The organism is Falsiroseomonas bella, from assembly GCF_003173615.1.
In the GTDB taxonomy this organism is placed as follows: Bacteria; Pseudomonadota; Alphaproteobacteria; order Acetobacterales; family Acetobacteraceae; genus Falsiroseomonas; species Falsiroseomonas bella.
Genome location: NZ_QGNA01000001.1, coordinates 208,295 through 222,599, shown reverse-complemented (window position 1 = coordinate 222,599; position 14,305 = coordinate 208,295). Strand labels below are relative to the sequence as shown.

14 protein-coding genes are annotated in these 14,305 nt (G+C 72.7%); 11 read left to right on the top strand and 3 right to left on the bottom strand.

Translation table 11 applies throughout. From position 1 onward, the window contains the following. Positions 1 to 65: 65 nt before the first annotated feature. Positions 66 to 944 (top strand): S-methyl-5'-thioadenosine phosphorylase, encoded by an 879-nt coding sequence (locus DFH01_RS01010; RefSeq protein ID WP_109868549.1) that lies wholly within the window; start codon positions 66 to 68, stop codon positions 942 to 944. 123 nt (positions 945 to 1,067) lie between these two features. On the opposite strand, the gene DFH01_RS01005 is transcribed toward DFH01_RS01010, so the two are convergent. Further along, positions 1,068 to 1,730, bottom strand: a complete 663-nt coding sequence (locus DFH01_RS01005; RefSeq protein WP_109868548.1) for a dienelactone hydrolase family protein — start codon at positions 1,728 to 1,730, stop codon at positions 1,068 to 1,070. Between the two features lie 42 nt (positions 1,731 to 1,772). Between DFH01_RS01005 and DFH01_RS01000 the strand changes: the two genes are divergently transcribed. The 6 genes from DFH01_RS01000 (at position 1,773) to DFH01_RS00975 (ending at position 7,334) form a co-directional block, all read left to right on the top strand. Further along, the gene (locus DFH01_RS01000) at positions 1,773 to 1,961 is read left to right on the top strand and encodes a DUF4169 family protein (RefSeq protein WP_109868547.1); all 189 of its coding nucleotides are present in this window, start codon (positions 1,773 to 1,775) and stop codon (positions 1,959 to 1,961) included. Positions 1,962 to 2,044: 83 nt separating this feature from the next. Beyond that, entirely contained in the window at positions 2,045 to 2,407 is a 363-nt protein-coding gene (locus DFH01_RS00995) for a YciI family protein (protein WP_109868546.1), read from the top strand. 5 nt (positions 2,408 to 2,412) lie between these two features. After that, complete coding sequence (locus tag DFH01_RS00990; RefSeq protein ID WP_109868545.1) at positions 2,413 to 3,651, top strand: DUF6596 domain-containing protein; 1,239 nt, start codon at positions 2,413 to 2,415, stop codon at positions 3,649 to 3,651. 88 nt (positions 3,652 to 3,739) lie between these two features. Then, the gene (locus tag DFH01_RS00985; protein ID WP_158287562.1) at positions 3,740 to 4,717 is read left to right on the top strand and encodes a Bug family tripartite tricarboxylate transporter substrate binding protein; all 978 of its coding nucleotides are present in this window, start codon (positions 3,740 to 3,742) and stop codon (positions 4,715 to 4,717) included. A 58-nt stretch (positions 4,718 to 4,775) separates the two neighbouring features. Continuing rightward, complete coding sequence (locus DFH01_RS00980) at positions 4,776 to 5,732, top strand: acetyl-CoA carboxylase carboxyltransferase subunit alpha (RefSeq protein ID WP_109868543.1); 957 nt, start codon at positions 4,776 to 4,778, stop codon at positions 5,730 to 5,732. 96 nt (positions 5,733 to 5,828) lie between these two features. Beyond that, positions 5,829 to 7,334, top strand: coding sequence for an MFS transporter (locus tag DFH01_RS00975; protein WP_158287561.1), 1,506 nt, complete (start codon positions 5,829 to 5,831; stop codon positions 7,332 to 7,334). Between the two features lie 3 nt (positions 7,335 to 7,337). Here DFH01_RS00975 and DFH01_RS00970 read toward each other — a convergent pair whose 3' ends face one another. Continuing rightward, positions 7,338 to 7,949, bottom strand: a complete 612-nt coding sequence (locus DFH01_RS00970; RefSeq protein ID WP_109868541.1) for a class I SAM-dependent methyltransferase — start codon at positions 7,947 to 7,949, stop codon at positions 7,338 to 7,340. Between the two features lie 108 nt (positions 7,950 to 8,057). Here DFH01_RS00970 and DFH01_RS00965 point away from each other — a divergent pair, with 108 nt between their 5' ends. Further along, positions 8,058 to 8,702: a sulfotransferase family protein gene (locus DFH01_RS00965; protein WP_109868540.1), complete on the top strand. Its 645-nt coding sequence runs from the start codon at positions 8,058 to 8,060 to the stop codon at positions 8,700 to 8,702. A gap of 16 nt (positions 8,703 to 8,718) precedes the next feature. Here the strand turns inward: DFH01_RS00965 and secA are convergent, their stop codons facing one another. Further along, the gene (gene secA / locus DFH01_RS00960; RefSeq protein ID WP_109868539.1) at positions 8,719 to 11,484 is read right to left on the bottom strand and encodes a preprotein translocase subunit SecA; all 2,766 of its coding nucleotides are present in this window, start codon (positions 11,482 to 11,484) and stop codon (positions 8,719 to 8,721) included. Between the two features lie 249 nt (positions 11,485 to 11,733). On the opposite strand from secA, the gene DFH01_RS00955 reads away from it, so the two are divergent. From DFH01_RS00955 to DFH01_RS00945, 3 genes are all read left to right on the top strand, one after another. Next, positions 11,734 to 12,621 carry a peptidylprolyl isomerase gene (locus DFH01_RS00955; RefSeq protein WP_109868538.1) on the top strand — a complete coding sequence of 296 codons (888 nt, stop codon included), beginning with the start codon at positions 11,734 to 11,736 and terminating at the stop codon, positions 12,619 to 12,621. 85 nt (positions 12,622 to 12,706) lie between these two features. Beyond that, positions 12,707 to 13,948 carry a bifunctional glutamate N-acetyltransferase/amino-acid acetyltransferase ArgJ gene (argJ, locus tag DFH01_RS00950; RefSeq protein ID WP_109868537.1) on the top strand — a complete coding sequence of 414 codons (1,242 nt, stop codon included), beginning with the start codon at positions 12,707 to 12,709 and terminating at the stop codon, positions 13,946 to 13,948. Positions 13,949 to 13,982: 34 nt separating this feature from the next. Continuing rightward, entirely contained in the window at positions 13,983 to 14,186 is a 204-nt protein-coding gene (locus tag DFH01_RS00945) for a hypothetical protein (protein WP_109868536.1), read from the top strand. Positions 14,187 to 14,305 lie beyond the last annotated feature (119 nt).

The following is a 14,305-nucleotide window of genomic DNA, read 5'->3' as shown; positions in this document are numbered from 1 at the left end:
ATTCCGCCTTCGCGGATCAGGCGCTACAAGCGCCGCGCGCATCGATCCCCCGACGGAGCCCCGCCATGTCCACCGAGATCACCCCCGTCATCGGCCTGATCGGCGGCTCCGGCCTCTATGACATCCCGGGCCTCGAGGACCGCGAATGGCGGCGCGTGCACACGCCCTGGGGCGCGCCCTCGGACGAGATCCTGTTCGGGCGCCTTGGCGGCGTGCCGGTGCGCTTCCTGCCGCGCCACGGCCGCGGCCATCCGACCCCGCCCTCGGAGCTCAACTACCGCGCCAACATCGACGCGATGAAGCGCGCCGGCTGCACGGAGCTTCTCTCCCTCTCCGCCGTCGGCTCGCTGAAGGAGCACCTGCCGCCCGGCCACTTCGTCATCGTGGACCAGTTCATCGACCGCACTTTCGCGCGCAAAAAGAGCTTCTTCGAAAGCGGCTGCGTCGCGCATGTCTCCATGGCGCATCCGGTCTGCCCGCGGCTCGGCGATGCGCTGGAGGCTTCGGCGCGCAAGCTTGGCCTGCCGGTGACGCGCGGCGGCACCTACCTGGTGATGGAAGGCCCGCAATTCTCGACGAAGGCGGAGAGCGAGCTCTATCGCCAATGGGGCTGCAGCGTGATCGGCATGACCAACATGCCCGAGGCCAAGTTGGCCCGCGAGGCGGAGCTCTGCTACGCCACCGTCGCGATGGTGACCGACTTCGACTGCTGGCACCCGGACCACGACCACGTCACCGTCGAGCAGGTCGTGAAGGTGCTTTTCTCGAACGCCGACAAGGCGCGGGCGCTGGTCGCCGATGTGGTGCCGGCGCTCGGTGCCAGGCGCGGGCCGTGCCCGGCGGGCTGCGACCGCGCGCTCGACAACGCGATCATCACCGCGCCCGAGAAGCGCGACCCTGCGCTGATCGCCAAGCTGGACGCGGTGGCCGCGCGCGTTTTCTGAGGGCGCGCGGCCCCCACCCCGACCAGCCTTCATAAGCGGCGGAAGGCCGCCGCAACTCCGGCGTCCGACGCTTTGCGTCGACCCCCCCGCAAGCGGGAGAGGGAGAAGGGCGGGCCGCGCCGCCTACCCCAGGTGCCTGCCGAAGAAATCCAGCGTCCGGCCCCAGGCGATCTCGGCGAGCTCGCGGTTGTAGCTGCCGCGCTCGTCGCAGCCGAAGCCGTGCTGGCCGCCTTCGTAGACGAACACCGCGACGCCCGGCTGCGCCGCCTTGATCGCCTCCACGTCGCTCATCGGGATGGAGGCGTCGAGCGTGCCGAAATGCAGCTCCACCGGGCAGTTCGGCGTCTCGGTCCGCGTGCCGGCCACGCCGCCGCCGTACCACCCATTCGCCGCCGCGAAGCTCTTGGTGCGCGTGGCGCCCCACCAGGCGACGGTGCCGCCCCAGCAATAGCCGACGATGCCCTTCTTCGCGCCCGCCGGCAGCGCCCCCGCCGCAGCCTCGATGTCGGCGATGGTGCCGGCTTCCGGCACCTTGCTGCGCAGCTCCCGCCCGCGCGCCACATCCTCGGGCTTGTAGCCCAGCTCGACGCCGCGCTCGGTCCGGTCGAACAGCGCCGGCGCCACCACCGCGTAGCCCGCCTTCACGAAGCGGTCGCACACGTTGCGCATGTGATGATTGACGCCAAAGATCTCCTGCACGACCACCAGCGCCTTCTTCGCATCGGCCGGCCCGTCCTTCCACGCGGCGAGCTTGTGGCCGTCGGCGGCGGTGAGTTCGATCCACATGGCGCGTTCCTTCCTGGGCGGGTCCGCGGCTAGTCTCCCGCCATGGCCGAGATCGTCAACCTCAACCGGGTGAAGAAGGCGCGCGCCAGGGCCGAGGCCGAGGCGGAGGCCGCTGCGAACCGCGCGAAGCACGGGCGGACGAAGGCGGAGAAGGCGGCCGACCGCGCCGCCGAGGAGCAGCGCCGGCGCCTGCTGGATGGCGCGGAGCGCGACGACGCCGGAGAAAAATAGCGCCCGCCTGTCGAAATCCCCCCAGCCGCCGCGTCATCATCCCGGCGGCGCATCGGCGCGGCCCGGGAACAGGAGAGACGACGATGCAGGCGATGCTGCTGATCTATAGCGACGAGAAGGCCTGGGCCGCCCGGTCGCAGGAGGAGAAGGGCGCGATCTACGGCGCCTACATGGCCTACACCGCCGCGCTGAAGGAGGCCGGCGCCCTGATCTCCGGCGATCCGCTCCAGCCCTCCATGACGGCCCACACGGTCCGCGTGGCGGCCGGCGCGCCGCAGGTGCTGGACGGCCCCTATGCCGAGACCAAGGAGCAGCTTGCCGGCTACTACCTCATCGAGGTGGAGGACATGCAGGCGGCGCTGCGCTGGGCCGCCCGCTGCCCCGGCGCGACGCATGGCGTGATGGAGGTGCGCCCCGTGATGGTCATGGGCCCGCCGCCGGGCTGACCGGCATGACGGCGGCTGTCCTTGCCGCGGAGCGCGCGGCGCGGGAGGGCTATGGCAGGCTGCTCGCCTTCCTGCTCGCGCGCGGCGCCGGACTCGCCGCGGCGGAGGATGCGCTGGCGGATGCCTTCGCCGCCGCCCTCGCCGCCTGGTCGTCCTCGGGCGTGCCGGAGAAGCCGGAGGCCTGGCTGCTCACCGCCGCGCGGCGCCGGCTGCTGGACGGGCATCGCCGCGCCGCCACCGCCGGCGCCGCCCTGCCCGAAATGCTGCGCAGCGCGGAGGAAGCGGCCGATCCGGACGACCCCGACCGCCTGCCCGACCACCGCCTCGCCCTGCTGCTGGCCTGCGCGGCGGAGGAGGTGGAGCAGGCCGCGCGGGCGCCGCTTATGCTGCAATGCGTGCTGGGGCTGGACGCGGCGCGCATCGCCTCGGCCTTCCTCGTCTCGCCCTCTGCGATGGGCCAGCGCCTGGTCCGCGCCAAGCGCCGGCTTGCCGCGGGCGGCGGGCGCTTCGCCCTGCCGGGCCGGGCCGAGGTGGCGGCGCGGCTGCCGGCGGCGCTGGAGGCGATCTATGCCGCCTATGCCGCCGGCGCCGCCGATCCGGCCGATGGCGGTGCGCTCGCCGGGGAGGCGGTGTGGCTCGCCCGCCTGTCAGCCGCGCTCGCGCCGGAGGAGCCGGAGGCCGCCGGCCTCGCCGCGCTGCTGCTGCATCTGGAGGCGCGGCGCCAGGCGGCGCGCGACGGCGCCGGGCGCTACGTGCCGCTCTCGGCGCAAGACCCGGTGCGCTGGAACGCGCCGATGCAGGCCGAGGCCGAGCGGCTTCTGCGCGCCGCCGGCGCCCTTGGCCGTCCCGGCCGCTTCCAGTGGGAGGCCGCGGTGCAGTCCGTCCATGCCGCGCGGCGCGTCACCGGGCGGACGGACTGGCCGGCGATCCGGCTGCTCTACGACGCCCTGCTGGCCGCCACCGGATCGCCCGTGGTGGCGGTCAACCGTGCCGTGGCAGTCGCGGAGACCGAGGGCGCGCCGGCCGGCCTCGCCGCCCTGCACGCCGCGGCGGCCGATGCGCGGCTGGCGGAATACCAGCCCTACTGGGCGGCGCTCGCCGCGCTGGCGGCCCGCGCCGGCGACGCGCCGGCGGCCGAGGCGGCGCGCCAGCGCGCGGCCGGCCTCGCGACCGATCCCGCGCTGCGCGCCTTCCTGCTGCGGTCCGGCGGGCCGCACTGCGATGCTCGCGCGATGGAGTGCTGACCCGCGCCCGCCGCGCGGCTTCCGGCCTTCCGCAGCCACCGGTCAGGCGCCAGAGTCCCGCCGCAAACTGCCCGATGGGAGGAACCGCATGATCCGTCGTCGCCAGCTCTCGGCGCTGCTGCCGGCGGGCCTTGCCCTGGCCGCGGTGCGCCCCGCCGCCGCGCAGTCGGACTACCCGAACCGGTCGATCCGCCTGATCGTCGGCTTCGCTGCCGGCGGCGGCACCGATCTCACCGCCCGCACGATGCAGCCGAAGATGCAGCAGCTGCTCGGCCAGTCCATCGTCATCGACAACCGCCCGGGCGCCGGCGGAAACCTTGCCACGGAACTCACCGTGCGCGCCGCGCCGGACGGCTACACGCTGCTGATGGGGACCATCGCCGCGCTGGCGATCAACCCGACCCTGCACACCAATCTGAGCTTCAACCCGCAGACCGACCTGACGCCGATCAGCCAGGCCGGCTCGATCCTGAACGTGCTGGTGGTGCCCGCCGACCGGCCCTGGCGCAGCACGGCTGAGCTGATCGCGGCCGCGAAGGAGCGGCCGGACACCATCACCTACGGCTCATCCGGCGTCGGCGGTGCGGGGCACCTCGCGGGCGCGCTGCTCGACCAGATGGCGGGCATCAAGACCGTGCACGTGCCCTATCGCGGCGGCGGGCCACTGATGACGGACCTCGTCGGCGGCAAGATCGACTACGCCTTCTCGACCGCGCCGACCGCCATCCCGCAGATCGAGGCGGGCAAGCTGCGCGCCCTCGCGGTGCCGACGCTGCAGCGCTCGCCGCTGATGCCGCAGGTGCCGACCGTGGCGGAGACGCTGCCGGGCTACGAGGTGGGCAACTGGTATGCGCTGGTCGGGCCCAAGGGCCTGCCGCAGCCCATCGTGGACAGGCTGGCCGCCGCCATGCGCGCCACGCTCGAGGACCCGGAGGTGCGCCGGCACTTGGCGACGCATGGGGTGGAGCCGACGCCCTCCACCCCGGCGGAACTCGCCCGCTTCATCCGGGACGAGACGGCGAAATGGGCGCCGATCGTCCGGGCGAGCGGCGCCAGCACCAACTGACGATGGCCCCGGGGGCGCGGCTTCCGCGCTCTCCGGTTCCGCGGTAAGCCCGCCGGCCATGCGCCACTTCCTGGAATTCGAGAAGCCGATCGCCGAGCTCGAAGGCAAGATCGAGGAGCTGCGCCGGACCACCGACGCGGGCGGGATCGACGTCGCCGAGGAGGTCGGCAAGCTCCGCGACAAGGCCGAGACGCTGCTGCGCCAGACCTATGCGAAGCTCTCGCCCTGGCAGAAGACGCTGGTGGCGCGCCATCCGGAACGGCCGAAGGCGATGGACTATGTCCGCGCCCTGGTTGCGGAGTTCATGCCGCTGGCCGGCGACCGCGCCTTCGCCGACGACGCCGCGGTGGTCGCCGGGCTCGGCCGCTTCCGCGGCCATGCGGTGGCCGTGCTCGGCACCGAGAAGGGCCGCGACACCGAAAGCCGCGTGCAGCACAATTTCGGCATGGCGCGGCCGGAGGGCTATCGCAAGGCGCGGCGCGTGATGGAACTCGCCGGCCGCTTCGGCTTGCCGATTCTGTCGTTCGTGGATACCGCCGGGGCGTTTCCGGGCATCGAGGCCGAGGCGCGCGGCCAGGCGGAAGCCATCGCTCGCTCGATCGAGGCGGGGCTGGAGGCGCCGGTGCCCTTCGTCGCCACCATCATCGGGGAAGGCGGGTCGGGCGGCGCCATCGCGCTCGCCGCGGCCGACCGCATCCTGATGCTGGAACACGCCGTCTATTCCGTGATCAGCCCGGAGGGCTGCGCCTCCATCCTGTGGCGCGACGCCGCGCAGGCGCCGACCGCGGCCGAGGCGCTGCGCATGACCGCCGAGGACCTGCGCAAGCTCGCGCTGGTGGATGCGGTGGTGCCGGAGCCGCTCGGCGGCGCGCATCGCGACCCGGCGGCGATGATGGCGGCCGTGGGCGACAAGGTCTGGTCCGTGCTGGAGCCGCTGCTGGCGCTGGACGGCGCCACGCTCCGCGCCCGCCGGCGCGAGAAATTCCTGGAGATGGGCCGCGCCGGCGTGGTGTGACCCGCTGACCACCGCCATGCCCCCTGCGGGGCGCGGGGCTGGGTCATGCGGAGGGGCGTTCACGGCATCCGGGCTTCGGCGTTAGCCTTGGCCGGCATGCCTCCCCGCCCCGACGCCGCGCCCCCCGAAGGGGTGCCGCCCGATCTGCGCCGCCTGTTCCTGCAGGTCTTCCCGGCGGTCGGCCTCGCCATGTTCGGCGCCGCGCTGGACCAGACCATCGTCTCCGCCGCGCTGCCGGCCATAGCGCGGTCGCTTGGCGAGGTCGAGCGCATCTCCTGGGTGGTCGTCTCCTACCTTGTCGCCACGACGGTCGCGGCGCCGGTCTATGGCCGGCTGGGCGATGCCTTCGGGCGGCGGCGCATGCTGCTTGTGGCGCTCGGCGTCTACGCCCTCGGCGCCATGCTCTGCGCGGTGGCGCCGAGCCTCGACCTGCTGACGCTGGCGCGGATGGTGCAGGGCTTCGGCGGCGGCGGGTTGATCTCGCTGTCCGTGGCGCTGATCGCCGAGGTGGTGCCGCCGCGCGAGAGGGGCCGCTTCCAGGGCTACATCGCCGGCGTCTTCGCGCTGGCCAGCGCGCTCGGCCCGCTCGCGGGCGGGCTCCTGACGGAGTTCTTCGGCTGGCGCGCGGTGTTCCTGCTGCAGCCGCCGCTCTCGCTGCTGGCCGCGGTCATGGCGGTGCGGCGCTTGCGCAACGCGCAGCCCGGCGTCGCGCGCGGCTTCAGCTTCGACTGGGCGGGGCTGCTGCTGTTTGCGCTGTTCGTCGGTCCGGCGCTGCTGGCGCTGGACCAGGCGCGCCGGCTGGATCCCTCCGCGCTCGGCGTCGCCGCGCTGCTGGCCATGCTGGCGGGCGGCGCGTTGTTCCTGCTGTGGCGGTGGGAGCGGCGCGCGCCCGATCCGCTGCTGCCGCTCGCGGTGCTGGGCGAGCCATCCGTGTGGCGGGCCAACCTGCTCTCGGCCATGGTCGCGGGCGCCTTCGTCGGCTCCATCGCCTTCCTGCCGCTCTATTTCTTCGCGGTGCGCGGCCTTTCGCCCTCCGGCGCCGGGCTGGCGCTGCTGCCGCTGGCGGCGACCGCCGCCTTCGGCGCCATGCTGGTCGGGCGGCTCTTCGCGCGCACCGGGCGGACCATGCGCTGGTCCGGCATCGGACTGAGCTGCTCGGCGGTGCTGCTGCTCGGCGTGGCCTATGAGCTCGGCGCGATGCCGCTCTGGGCGATGGCCACGGTGCTCGGCCTCGCCTCCTTCGGCTTCGGCACCTCCTTCCCGATGGTGCAGGTGACGGTGCAGCTGGCGGTCCCGCGGGAGCGGCTGGGCTCCGCCACCGCCTCCGTCCAGTTCACCCGCGCGCTGGGTGCTGCGACGGGCACGGCGCTGATGGGCGCGGTGCTGTTCGGCGCGCTGGTCTCGCAGGGCGGGGCGGCGGCAGAGCTGTTCGTCGCGCTGGTCAATCGCGGCCCGGAGGTGCTGGCGGCGCTCAGCGAGGCCGCGCGGGCCGAGTTCCGGGCCGAGATGGTGAACGCCTTCCGCGCGGCCTTCCTGACGGCGGCGCTGCTGGTGGCCGGCGCCGCCTGGCTGACGACGCGCGTACCGCTGCGGCGGGTGTGACGATCAGCCCCCGCGCCGCAGCACCGTCCAGGCGAAGCGCTGCGTCCCGCCGCCAGGCGTGCGGTGGTCTTCCTCCTCCGCATGCTCCAGCGCGAAGGGCGGGCCGATGCGGGCGGCGAGCTCCGCGGGCGCCCAGCGTCGCACCGGCAGCCCGGAGCAGCGTTCGGGCCCCTCCGGCGCGAAGCCGGCGATGATCACCGCCGCAGCCGGAAGCGTGCCGGCGCGCAGGGCGGCGATGTAGCCATCCTGCTCGGCCTCGCCGGTGAGGAAGTGGAAGGCGGCGCGGTCGTGCCAGAGCGCGTAGCGGCGCGGCGGCGCCCAGCGCGCGAGGTCCGCCTCGATCCAGGCCACTTGCGCGGCAGCCGCGCCGAGCCGCGCGCGGGAGAGCGCGAGCGCCCCGGGCGACACATCCGCCACCGTCAGGTCGGAAAAGCCGCGCGCGAGCAGCGCATCCACCAGCCGAGAAGTCCCGCCGCCGGCATCGAGCAGCGGCGCCGCGGGATCGGCGCCGGCCGCGGCGATCAGCCGCAGCGAGGTCGCAGGCTCCGCCTGGAACCAGGACCGGGTCGCCTCGCCCGCCGCATAGGCCGCGTTCCAATGCTCGGCCCTGTGCATCCTGCCCTCCTCGGCCGTTGCGCCATTGCGTCGTGGCGCCGCTGGTGCGCACCATACCCTCCAGCGGGCTGCCGGGCGCGACAAGACATCCGAGGGAGGGTTGCGCGCATGGCGCTCGAGGTCATCGGGCCGGGCTTCGGCCGTACCGGCACCGCTTCGCTGAAGCGGGCGCTGGAGATGCTGGGCTTCGGCCCATGCCACCACATGGAGGAGATCTTCGCCAACCCGCCCCAGGCGGCGCATTGGGTGAAGATCGCGGCGCGCCAGCCGATGGACTGGGACGAGGTCTTCGCCGGCTATCGCAGCCAGGTGGACTGGCCCGGCGCGCATGTCTGGCGCGAGCTCGCCGCGCACTACCCGAAGGCGAAGGTGGTGCTCTCGGTGCGGCCGGAGGAGAGCTGGTGGAAGAGCTTCTCCGCCACCATCGGCAAGCTGGTGCATGAGCGCGCCAGCTTCCCCCTGCCGCCGCATGTGGCGACCATGCTGGAGGCGGCCGGCGTCGAGATGATCGAGCGCCAGACCTTCGGCGGCCGCATCACCGACAAGGAAGGCGCGCTCGCCGCCTTCCGCCGCCGCATCGCGGAGGTGAAGGCGGCCATCCCCGCGGAACGGCTGCTGGTGTTCGACGTGGCGGAGGGCTGGGAGCCGCTCTGCCGCTTCCTCGGCGTGCCCGTGCCGGACGCGCCGTTTCCGCGGGTGAACTCCACCGAGGAGTTCTGGCCGATGGTGCGCGGCGAGAAGGCGCTGGGATAGGGCCAGGGCGGGCCGCTCACCCCCGCCCGTGGCAGTGCTTGTACTTCTTCCCGCTGCCGCAGGGGCAGGGCGCGTTGCGCGGGGTGTTGGCCCAGGTGGTCGGGTCGTTCGGGTCCACCGCCGCGGCCGTCATCGGCGCGCGCGCCGCCTGCACGGCCGTGCCATAGGCCGGCGCCTCGCCGGCATCGGCATATTCCAGCTCGCCGCCCATCGCGCCATCGGGCGCCGGGTGGCGCATGTCCATCACGCGCACGGGCTCCGGCATCGGCGGCGGGGCGTCGGTGCGGATCTCGATGCGCATCAGCACACTGGTCACCCGCTCCCGCAGGTCCACCAGCATCGCGTTGAACAGGTTGAAGGCCTCGCTCTTGTACTCGTTCAGCGGATCGCGCTGGCCATAGGCGCGCAGCCCGATGCCCTGGCGCAGGTGATCGAGCGCGAGAAGGTGTTCCTTCCACACCGCGTCGAAGATCTGCAGCAGCAGGCTCTTCTCCACCTGGCGCATCAGCTCGGGGCCGATATTGGCCACGCGCGCGGCATAGGCCTCGTCGGCGGCCTTCTCCAGGCGCTCGCGCACCTCGGTCTCGTCGATGCCTTCCTCGCGCGCCCAGTCCGCCACCGGCAGGTTGAGGCCGAGGATGCGCTCCACCTTCTCCTGCAGGCCGACCAGGTCCCACTGCTCGGGATAGGCGTTCTCGGGGATCGCCTTATCCACCATGGCGCCGATCGTCTCGCGGCGCATCTCATGCACCGTCTCGGAGACGTCCTCGGTCGTCATGAACGCCTTGCGCTGGGCATAGACCTCCTTGCGCTGGTTGTTCATGACGTCGTCGTATTTCAGCAGGTTCTTGCGCGTGTCGAAGTTGCGCGCCTCGACCTTCTTCTGCGCCTTCTCCAGCGCCTTGTTGATCCAGGGATGGATGATCGCCTCGCCCGGCTTCAGGCCGAGCTTCTCGAGCATCCCGCCCATGCGGTCGGACCCGAAGATGCGCATCAGGTCGTCTTCGAGCGACAGGAAGAAGCGCGATGCGCCCGGATCGCCCTGGCGTCCCGAACGGCCGCGGAGCTGGTTGTCGATGCGCCGGCTCTCATGCCGCTCGGTGCCGATGACCAGCAGGCCGCCGGCCTCCTTCACCTTCGGGCGCACCGCCTCGACCTCGGCCTTGTGCTTCGCCAGCGCGGCCTCGAATTCCGGGCCCTCGCCCACGCCCGCCTCGACGCGGGCGAGCATCTCGGCGTTGCCGCCGAGCTGGATGTCGGTGCCGCGGCCGGCCATGTTGGTCGCGATGGTCACCGCGCCGGGGCGGCCGGCCTGCGCGATGATGCCGGCCTCCTGCTCGTGCTGGCGGGCGTTCAGCACCTGGTGCGGGATCTTCTTCTGCTTCAGCAGCCCGGCGATCAGCTCCGACTTCTCGATGCTGGTGGTGCCGACCAGGATCGGCTGGCCCTTGGCGCGGCTCTCCTCGACCAGCGCGATGACCGCGTCGTATTTCTCCTGCGCGTTGCGATAGACCTCGTCGTCGGAATCGGCGCGCGCGACAGGCACGTTGGTCGGGATCTCCACCACGTCGAGCTTGTAGATCTCGGAGAATTCGTCCGCCTCGGTCGCCGCGGTCCCGGTCATGCCCGCCAGCTTGGGATACAGCCGGAAGTAGTTCTGGAAGGTGATGGAGGCGAGCGTCTGGTTCTCCGGCTGGACCGGCACGCCCTCCTTCGCCTCCAGCGCCTGGTGCAGGCCGTCGGAGTAGCGGCGGCCTTCCATCATGCGCCCGGTGAACTCGTCGATGATGATCACCTTGTCCTGCGTCTGGCCGAATTCGGTGACCTTCTTGACGATGTAGTCCACGTCCCGCGTGAACAGCGCATGCGCCCGCAGCGACTGGTTGGCGTGATGCACCAGCGAGACGTTCTGGATGTCGTAGAGCCCGCCCTCGGTCAGCAGCCCCGCTTCGGCCAGCATCTCCTCGAGCTTCTCGGTGCCGGCCTCCACGAGGTGGACGGTCTTGAACTTCTCGTCCTTCTCGTAGAGCGACTTGTCCTTCACCAGCTCCTTCATCACCGCGTTCACGCGGTTGTAGAGCTCGGAGGTGTCGTCGGTCGGGCCGGAGATGATCAGCGGCGTCCGCGCCTCGTCCACGAGGATGCTGTCCACCTCGTCGACGATCGCGTAGTTGAACTCGCGCTGGACCATGTCCTCCAGGCGGTACTTCATGTTGTCGCGCAGGTAGTCGAAGCCGAACTCGTTGTTCGTGCCGTAGGTGACGTCGCAGGCATAGGCCGCGCGCCGTTCCTCGTCCGTCAGGCCGTGCACGATCACGCCGGTGGTCAGGCCGAGGAAGCCGTAGAGCCGCCCCATCCATTCCGCGTCGCGCTTCGCCAGGTAGTCGTTCACGGTGACGACATGCACGCCCTTCTCGCTGAGCGCGTTGAGGTAGACCGGCAGGGTGGCGACCAGCGTCTTGCCCTCGCCGGTCTTCATCTCGGCGATCTTGCCTTCGTGCAGGACCATGCCGCCGATCATCTGCACGTCGAAATGGCGCATGCCCATCACGCGCCGCCCGGCCTCCCGCACCACGGCGAAGGCCTCGGGCAGGATGTCGTCGAGCGTCTTGCCGGCGGCGAGCTGCGCGCGGAACTCCGCGGTCCTGCCGCGCAGCGCGTCGTCGGACAGCGCCTTGATCTGCGGCTCAAGCGCGTTGATCGCGGGCACGCGCGCCTGGTAGCGCTTCAGCGCGCGATCGTTGGTGGTCCCGATGAAGGCGCGGACGAGGCGTTGGAACATCTCAGCGTGTCGTCTCCGGCCGCGCTCTCCGTCATTCCCGCCGGGCCGGGGGAAGGCGGTGCGGGGGCCGTGCAGGGAAGGGCGCAACCGGCCGGTCGCCGGCGCGTGCCGGCGTCGGCGCAGCCGCCGAGAGATAGGCGGCCCGGGGGGGCGCGTCAACGCGACCGGCCCCCGTGCCCCCCCTGGCCCCGCCTTGTGGCGCCCGGGCGCATCCTCCATCTTCCGCCGCTCCTGCGGAGTTGTTTCCCGATGCGCCGTCCGGCCCTTGTTCTCGCCGCCCTGCTGCTGCCGGCGAGCCTCTCGCTCGCCCAGGCCCCGCCCGCCGACCCGGTGCTGGCGCGGGTGGATGGGCTGGAGATCCGGCAATCCGACCTGGACGCCGAGATCCAGCGCCTGCCGCCGGAGCTCCGCACCATGCCGCCCCAGGCCCTGCAACCCCTCCTGCTCGACCAGATGATCACCCAGAAGGCGCTGGTCGCCGCCGCCCGCGAGATGGGCCTCGACCGGGAGCCGGAGGTGCAGGCCCGCATCCGCCGCGCCGAGGAGGAGACGCTGCAGCAGGCGCTGCTGCTGCGCGCCGTCCAGCCCCTGCTGACCGAGGAGGCGCTGCGCGCCCGCTATGCGCGCGAGGCCGCCGCCCGCCCGGCTGAGGAGGAGATCCGCGCCCGCCACATCCTGGTCCCGACCGAGCAGGAAGCCCGGACCGCGCTGGCCGAGGCCAGCCGCACCGGCGCGGACTTCTCCGAGGTCGCCCGCCGGCGCTCCACCGGCCCCGGCGCGCGGGAGGGCGGCGATCTCGGCTTCTTCAAGCGCGGCGACATGATCCCGGAATTCGAGGAGGCCGCCTTCGCCCTGCAGCCCGGCCAGATCAGCCAGAACCCGGTCCGCACCCAGTTCGGCTGGCACGTGATCAAGGTGGAGGAGCGCCGCGCCGCGCCCGCGCCGAGCTTCGAGGAAAGCCGCGAGCAGCTGCGCCAGCAGGCCTTCGAGGAAGGCGTGAACGCGGCGGTGGAGCGCATCCGCACCGCCGCGAAGGTGGAGCGCACCGATGCCGCCGGCGCGCCGCGCGCGCCCTCCCTGCTCGACGGCGCCGCCCCGCCGCCCGCCCAGGCCCCCGCGCCCGCGCAGCGGCGCTGATCCCTTCCCCTCCCCCGCTTGCGGGGGAGGGTTGGGTGGGGGCAGAGACTCCGGTTCCGAAACGCCCAGCCTGGATTGCGCGCGCATGGCCTCCGGTAAGGACCTCCCCGTCTCCCCCCTGGCGCTGCCGCTGCCGGAACTGCCGCCGGTGCCCGGCGTGCTGCTCGGCACGGGCGTCGCCGGCATCCGCTACAAGGCGCGCGAGGACGTCACCATGATGGCCTTCCCCGCCGGCACGACCGTCGCGGGGGTGTTCACGAAGAACCAGTGCCCCGGCGCGCCCGTGGACTGGTGCCGCGCCGCGCTGAAGGGCGGCAAGGCGCGCGCCCTGGTCGTGACGGCCGGCAACTCCAACGTCTTCACCGGCAAGGCCGGGCGCGAGACCTGCAAAGCGACCGCCGCGGCGATGGCGAAGCTCGCCGGCTGCAAGCCGAACGAGGTCTTCCTCGCCTCCACCGGCGTGATCGGGGAGAAGCTGCCGACCGAGAAGCTCACCGCCGCCCTGCCTGCCGTGCATGCCGTGCTCGAGCCCGATCCCTGGCAGCACGCCGCCCGCGCCATCATGACCACCGACACCTTCCCCAAGGGCGCGACCCGCACCGCGAAGATCGGCGATGCGACGGTCACGGTGAACGGCATCGCGAAGGGCAGCGGCATGATTGCGCCGGACATGGCGACGATGCTGTGCTTCCTGGCGACCGACGCGAAGGTGCCTGCCGGCGCGCTGCAGGCGATACTGAAGAAGGGCGTGGACCGCAGCTTCAACTGCGTCACGGTCGATTCCGACACCTCGACCAGCGACACCGTGCTGCTCTTCGCAACGGGCGCGACGAAGCATCCGCGCGTACCGGCCGAAGGCGGCGCGATGCTGAAGGACTTCGCCCGCGCGGTGCATGAGGTGCTGATGGACCTTGCGCTGCTCGTCGCCCGCGACGGGGAAGGCGCGCAGAAGCTGATCGAGATCCATGTCGCCGGCGCGGTCTCCGCGAAGAGCGCGCACCGGGTCGCCATGTCCATCGCCAATTCGCCGCTGGTGAAGACCGCGATCGCCGGCGAGGACGCCAACTGGGGCCGCATCGTCATGGCCGTCGGCAAGTCCGGCGAGAAGGCGGATCGCGACAGGCTCAGCGTCGGCGTCGGCGGCACCTGGATGGCGCGGGAGGGCGAGATCGTGCCCGGCTACGACGAGGCGCCGGTGGTCGCGCACATGAAGGGCCGCGAGGTTCGGATCGACGTGGATCTCGGCCTCGGCCGCGGCAGCGCGACGGTGTGGACCTGCGACCTGACGCATGGCTACATCGACATCAACGGCGCCTACCGGAGCTGAGCCGGAGCGCCCGTCGGCCATTCGGAGCGCCGCCATGCTCAAGCCCGTGCTGCCGGTCGTGCTGCTCGCGCTGGCCGGCTGCGCGGCGGATCGCAGCGTGCCGCTCACCGGCGATTCCGAGCGCCCCGCCTGGCTGCCCGAGCAGCCGCCGCGCTACGAGCGCTACCCGCTGCCCGATGCCCTGGGCGACACGCTGGCGCTGCGCCGGACGGAACCGCGGGGCCTGCCGCAGGCCTGACGCGCCGGGTGATGGCGTGGCGCGCGCACCGCACCGCGGCGCAATCCTCGCGCGTCATCCCCCTGCGCCTTACCCGCGGCGGCGGCATCCCCTATGAGGCCCGCCTGCGCGCCGGACGG

Bases quoted from the DNA above. Each gene is read 5' to 3' on its own strand.
- DFH01_RS01010 (WP_109868549.1), top strand. From the start codon at position 66: ATGTCCACCGAGATCACCCCCGTCATCGGCCTGATCGGCGGCTCCGGC.
- DFH01_RS01005 (WP_109868548.1), bottom strand. From the start codon at position 1,730: ATGTGGATCGAACTCACCGCCGCCGACGGCCACAAGCTCGCCGCGTGG.
- DFH01_RS01000 (WP_109868547.1), top strand. From the start codon at position 1,773: ATGGCCGAGATCGTCAACCTCAACCGGGTGAAGAAGGCGCGCGCCAGG.
- DFH01_RS00995 (WP_109868546.1), top strand. From the start codon at position 2,045: ATGCAGGCGATGCTGCTGATCTATAGCGACGAGAAGGCCTGGGCCGCC.
- DFH01_RS00990 (WP_109868545.1), top strand. From the start codon at position 2,413: ATGACGGCGGCTGTCCTTGCCGCGGAGCGCGCGGCGCGGGAGGGCTAT.
- DFH01_RS00985 (WP_158287562.1), top strand. From the start codon at position 3,740: ATGATCCGTCGTCGCCAGCTCTCGGCGCTGCTGCCGGCGGGCCTTGCC.
- DFH01_RS00980 (WP_109868543.1), top strand. From the start codon at position 4,776: ATGCGCCACTTCCTGGAATTCGAGAAGCCGATCGCCGAGCTCGAAGGC.
- DFH01_RS00975 (WP_158287561.1), top strand. From the start codon at position 5,829: ATGCCTCCCCGCCCCGACGCCGCGCCCCCCGAAGGGGTGCCGCCCGAT.
- DFH01_RS00970 (WP_109868541.1), bottom strand. From the start codon at position 7,949: ATGCACAGGGCCGAGCATTGGAACGCGGCCTATGCGGCGGGCGAGGCG.
- DFH01_RS00965 (WP_109868540.1), top strand. From the start codon at position 8,058: ATGGCGCTCGAGGTCATCGGGCCGGGCTTCGGCCGTACCGGCACCGCT.
- secA (WP_109868539.1), bottom strand. From the start codon at position 11,484: ATGTTCCAACGCCTCGTCCGCGCCTTCATCGGGACCACCAACGATCGC.
- DFH01_RS00955 (WP_109868538.1), top strand. From the start codon at position 11,734: ATGCGCCGTCCGGCCCTTGTTCTCGCCGCCCTGCTGCTGCCGGCGAGC.
- argJ (WP_109868537.1), top strand. From the start codon at position 12,707: ATGGCCTCCGGTAAGGACCTCCCCGTCTCCCCCCTGGCGCTGCCGCTG.
- DFH01_RS00945 (WP_109868536.1), top strand. From the start codon at position 13,983: ATGCTCAAGCCCGTGCTGCCGGTCGTGCTGCTCGCGCTGGCCGGCTGC.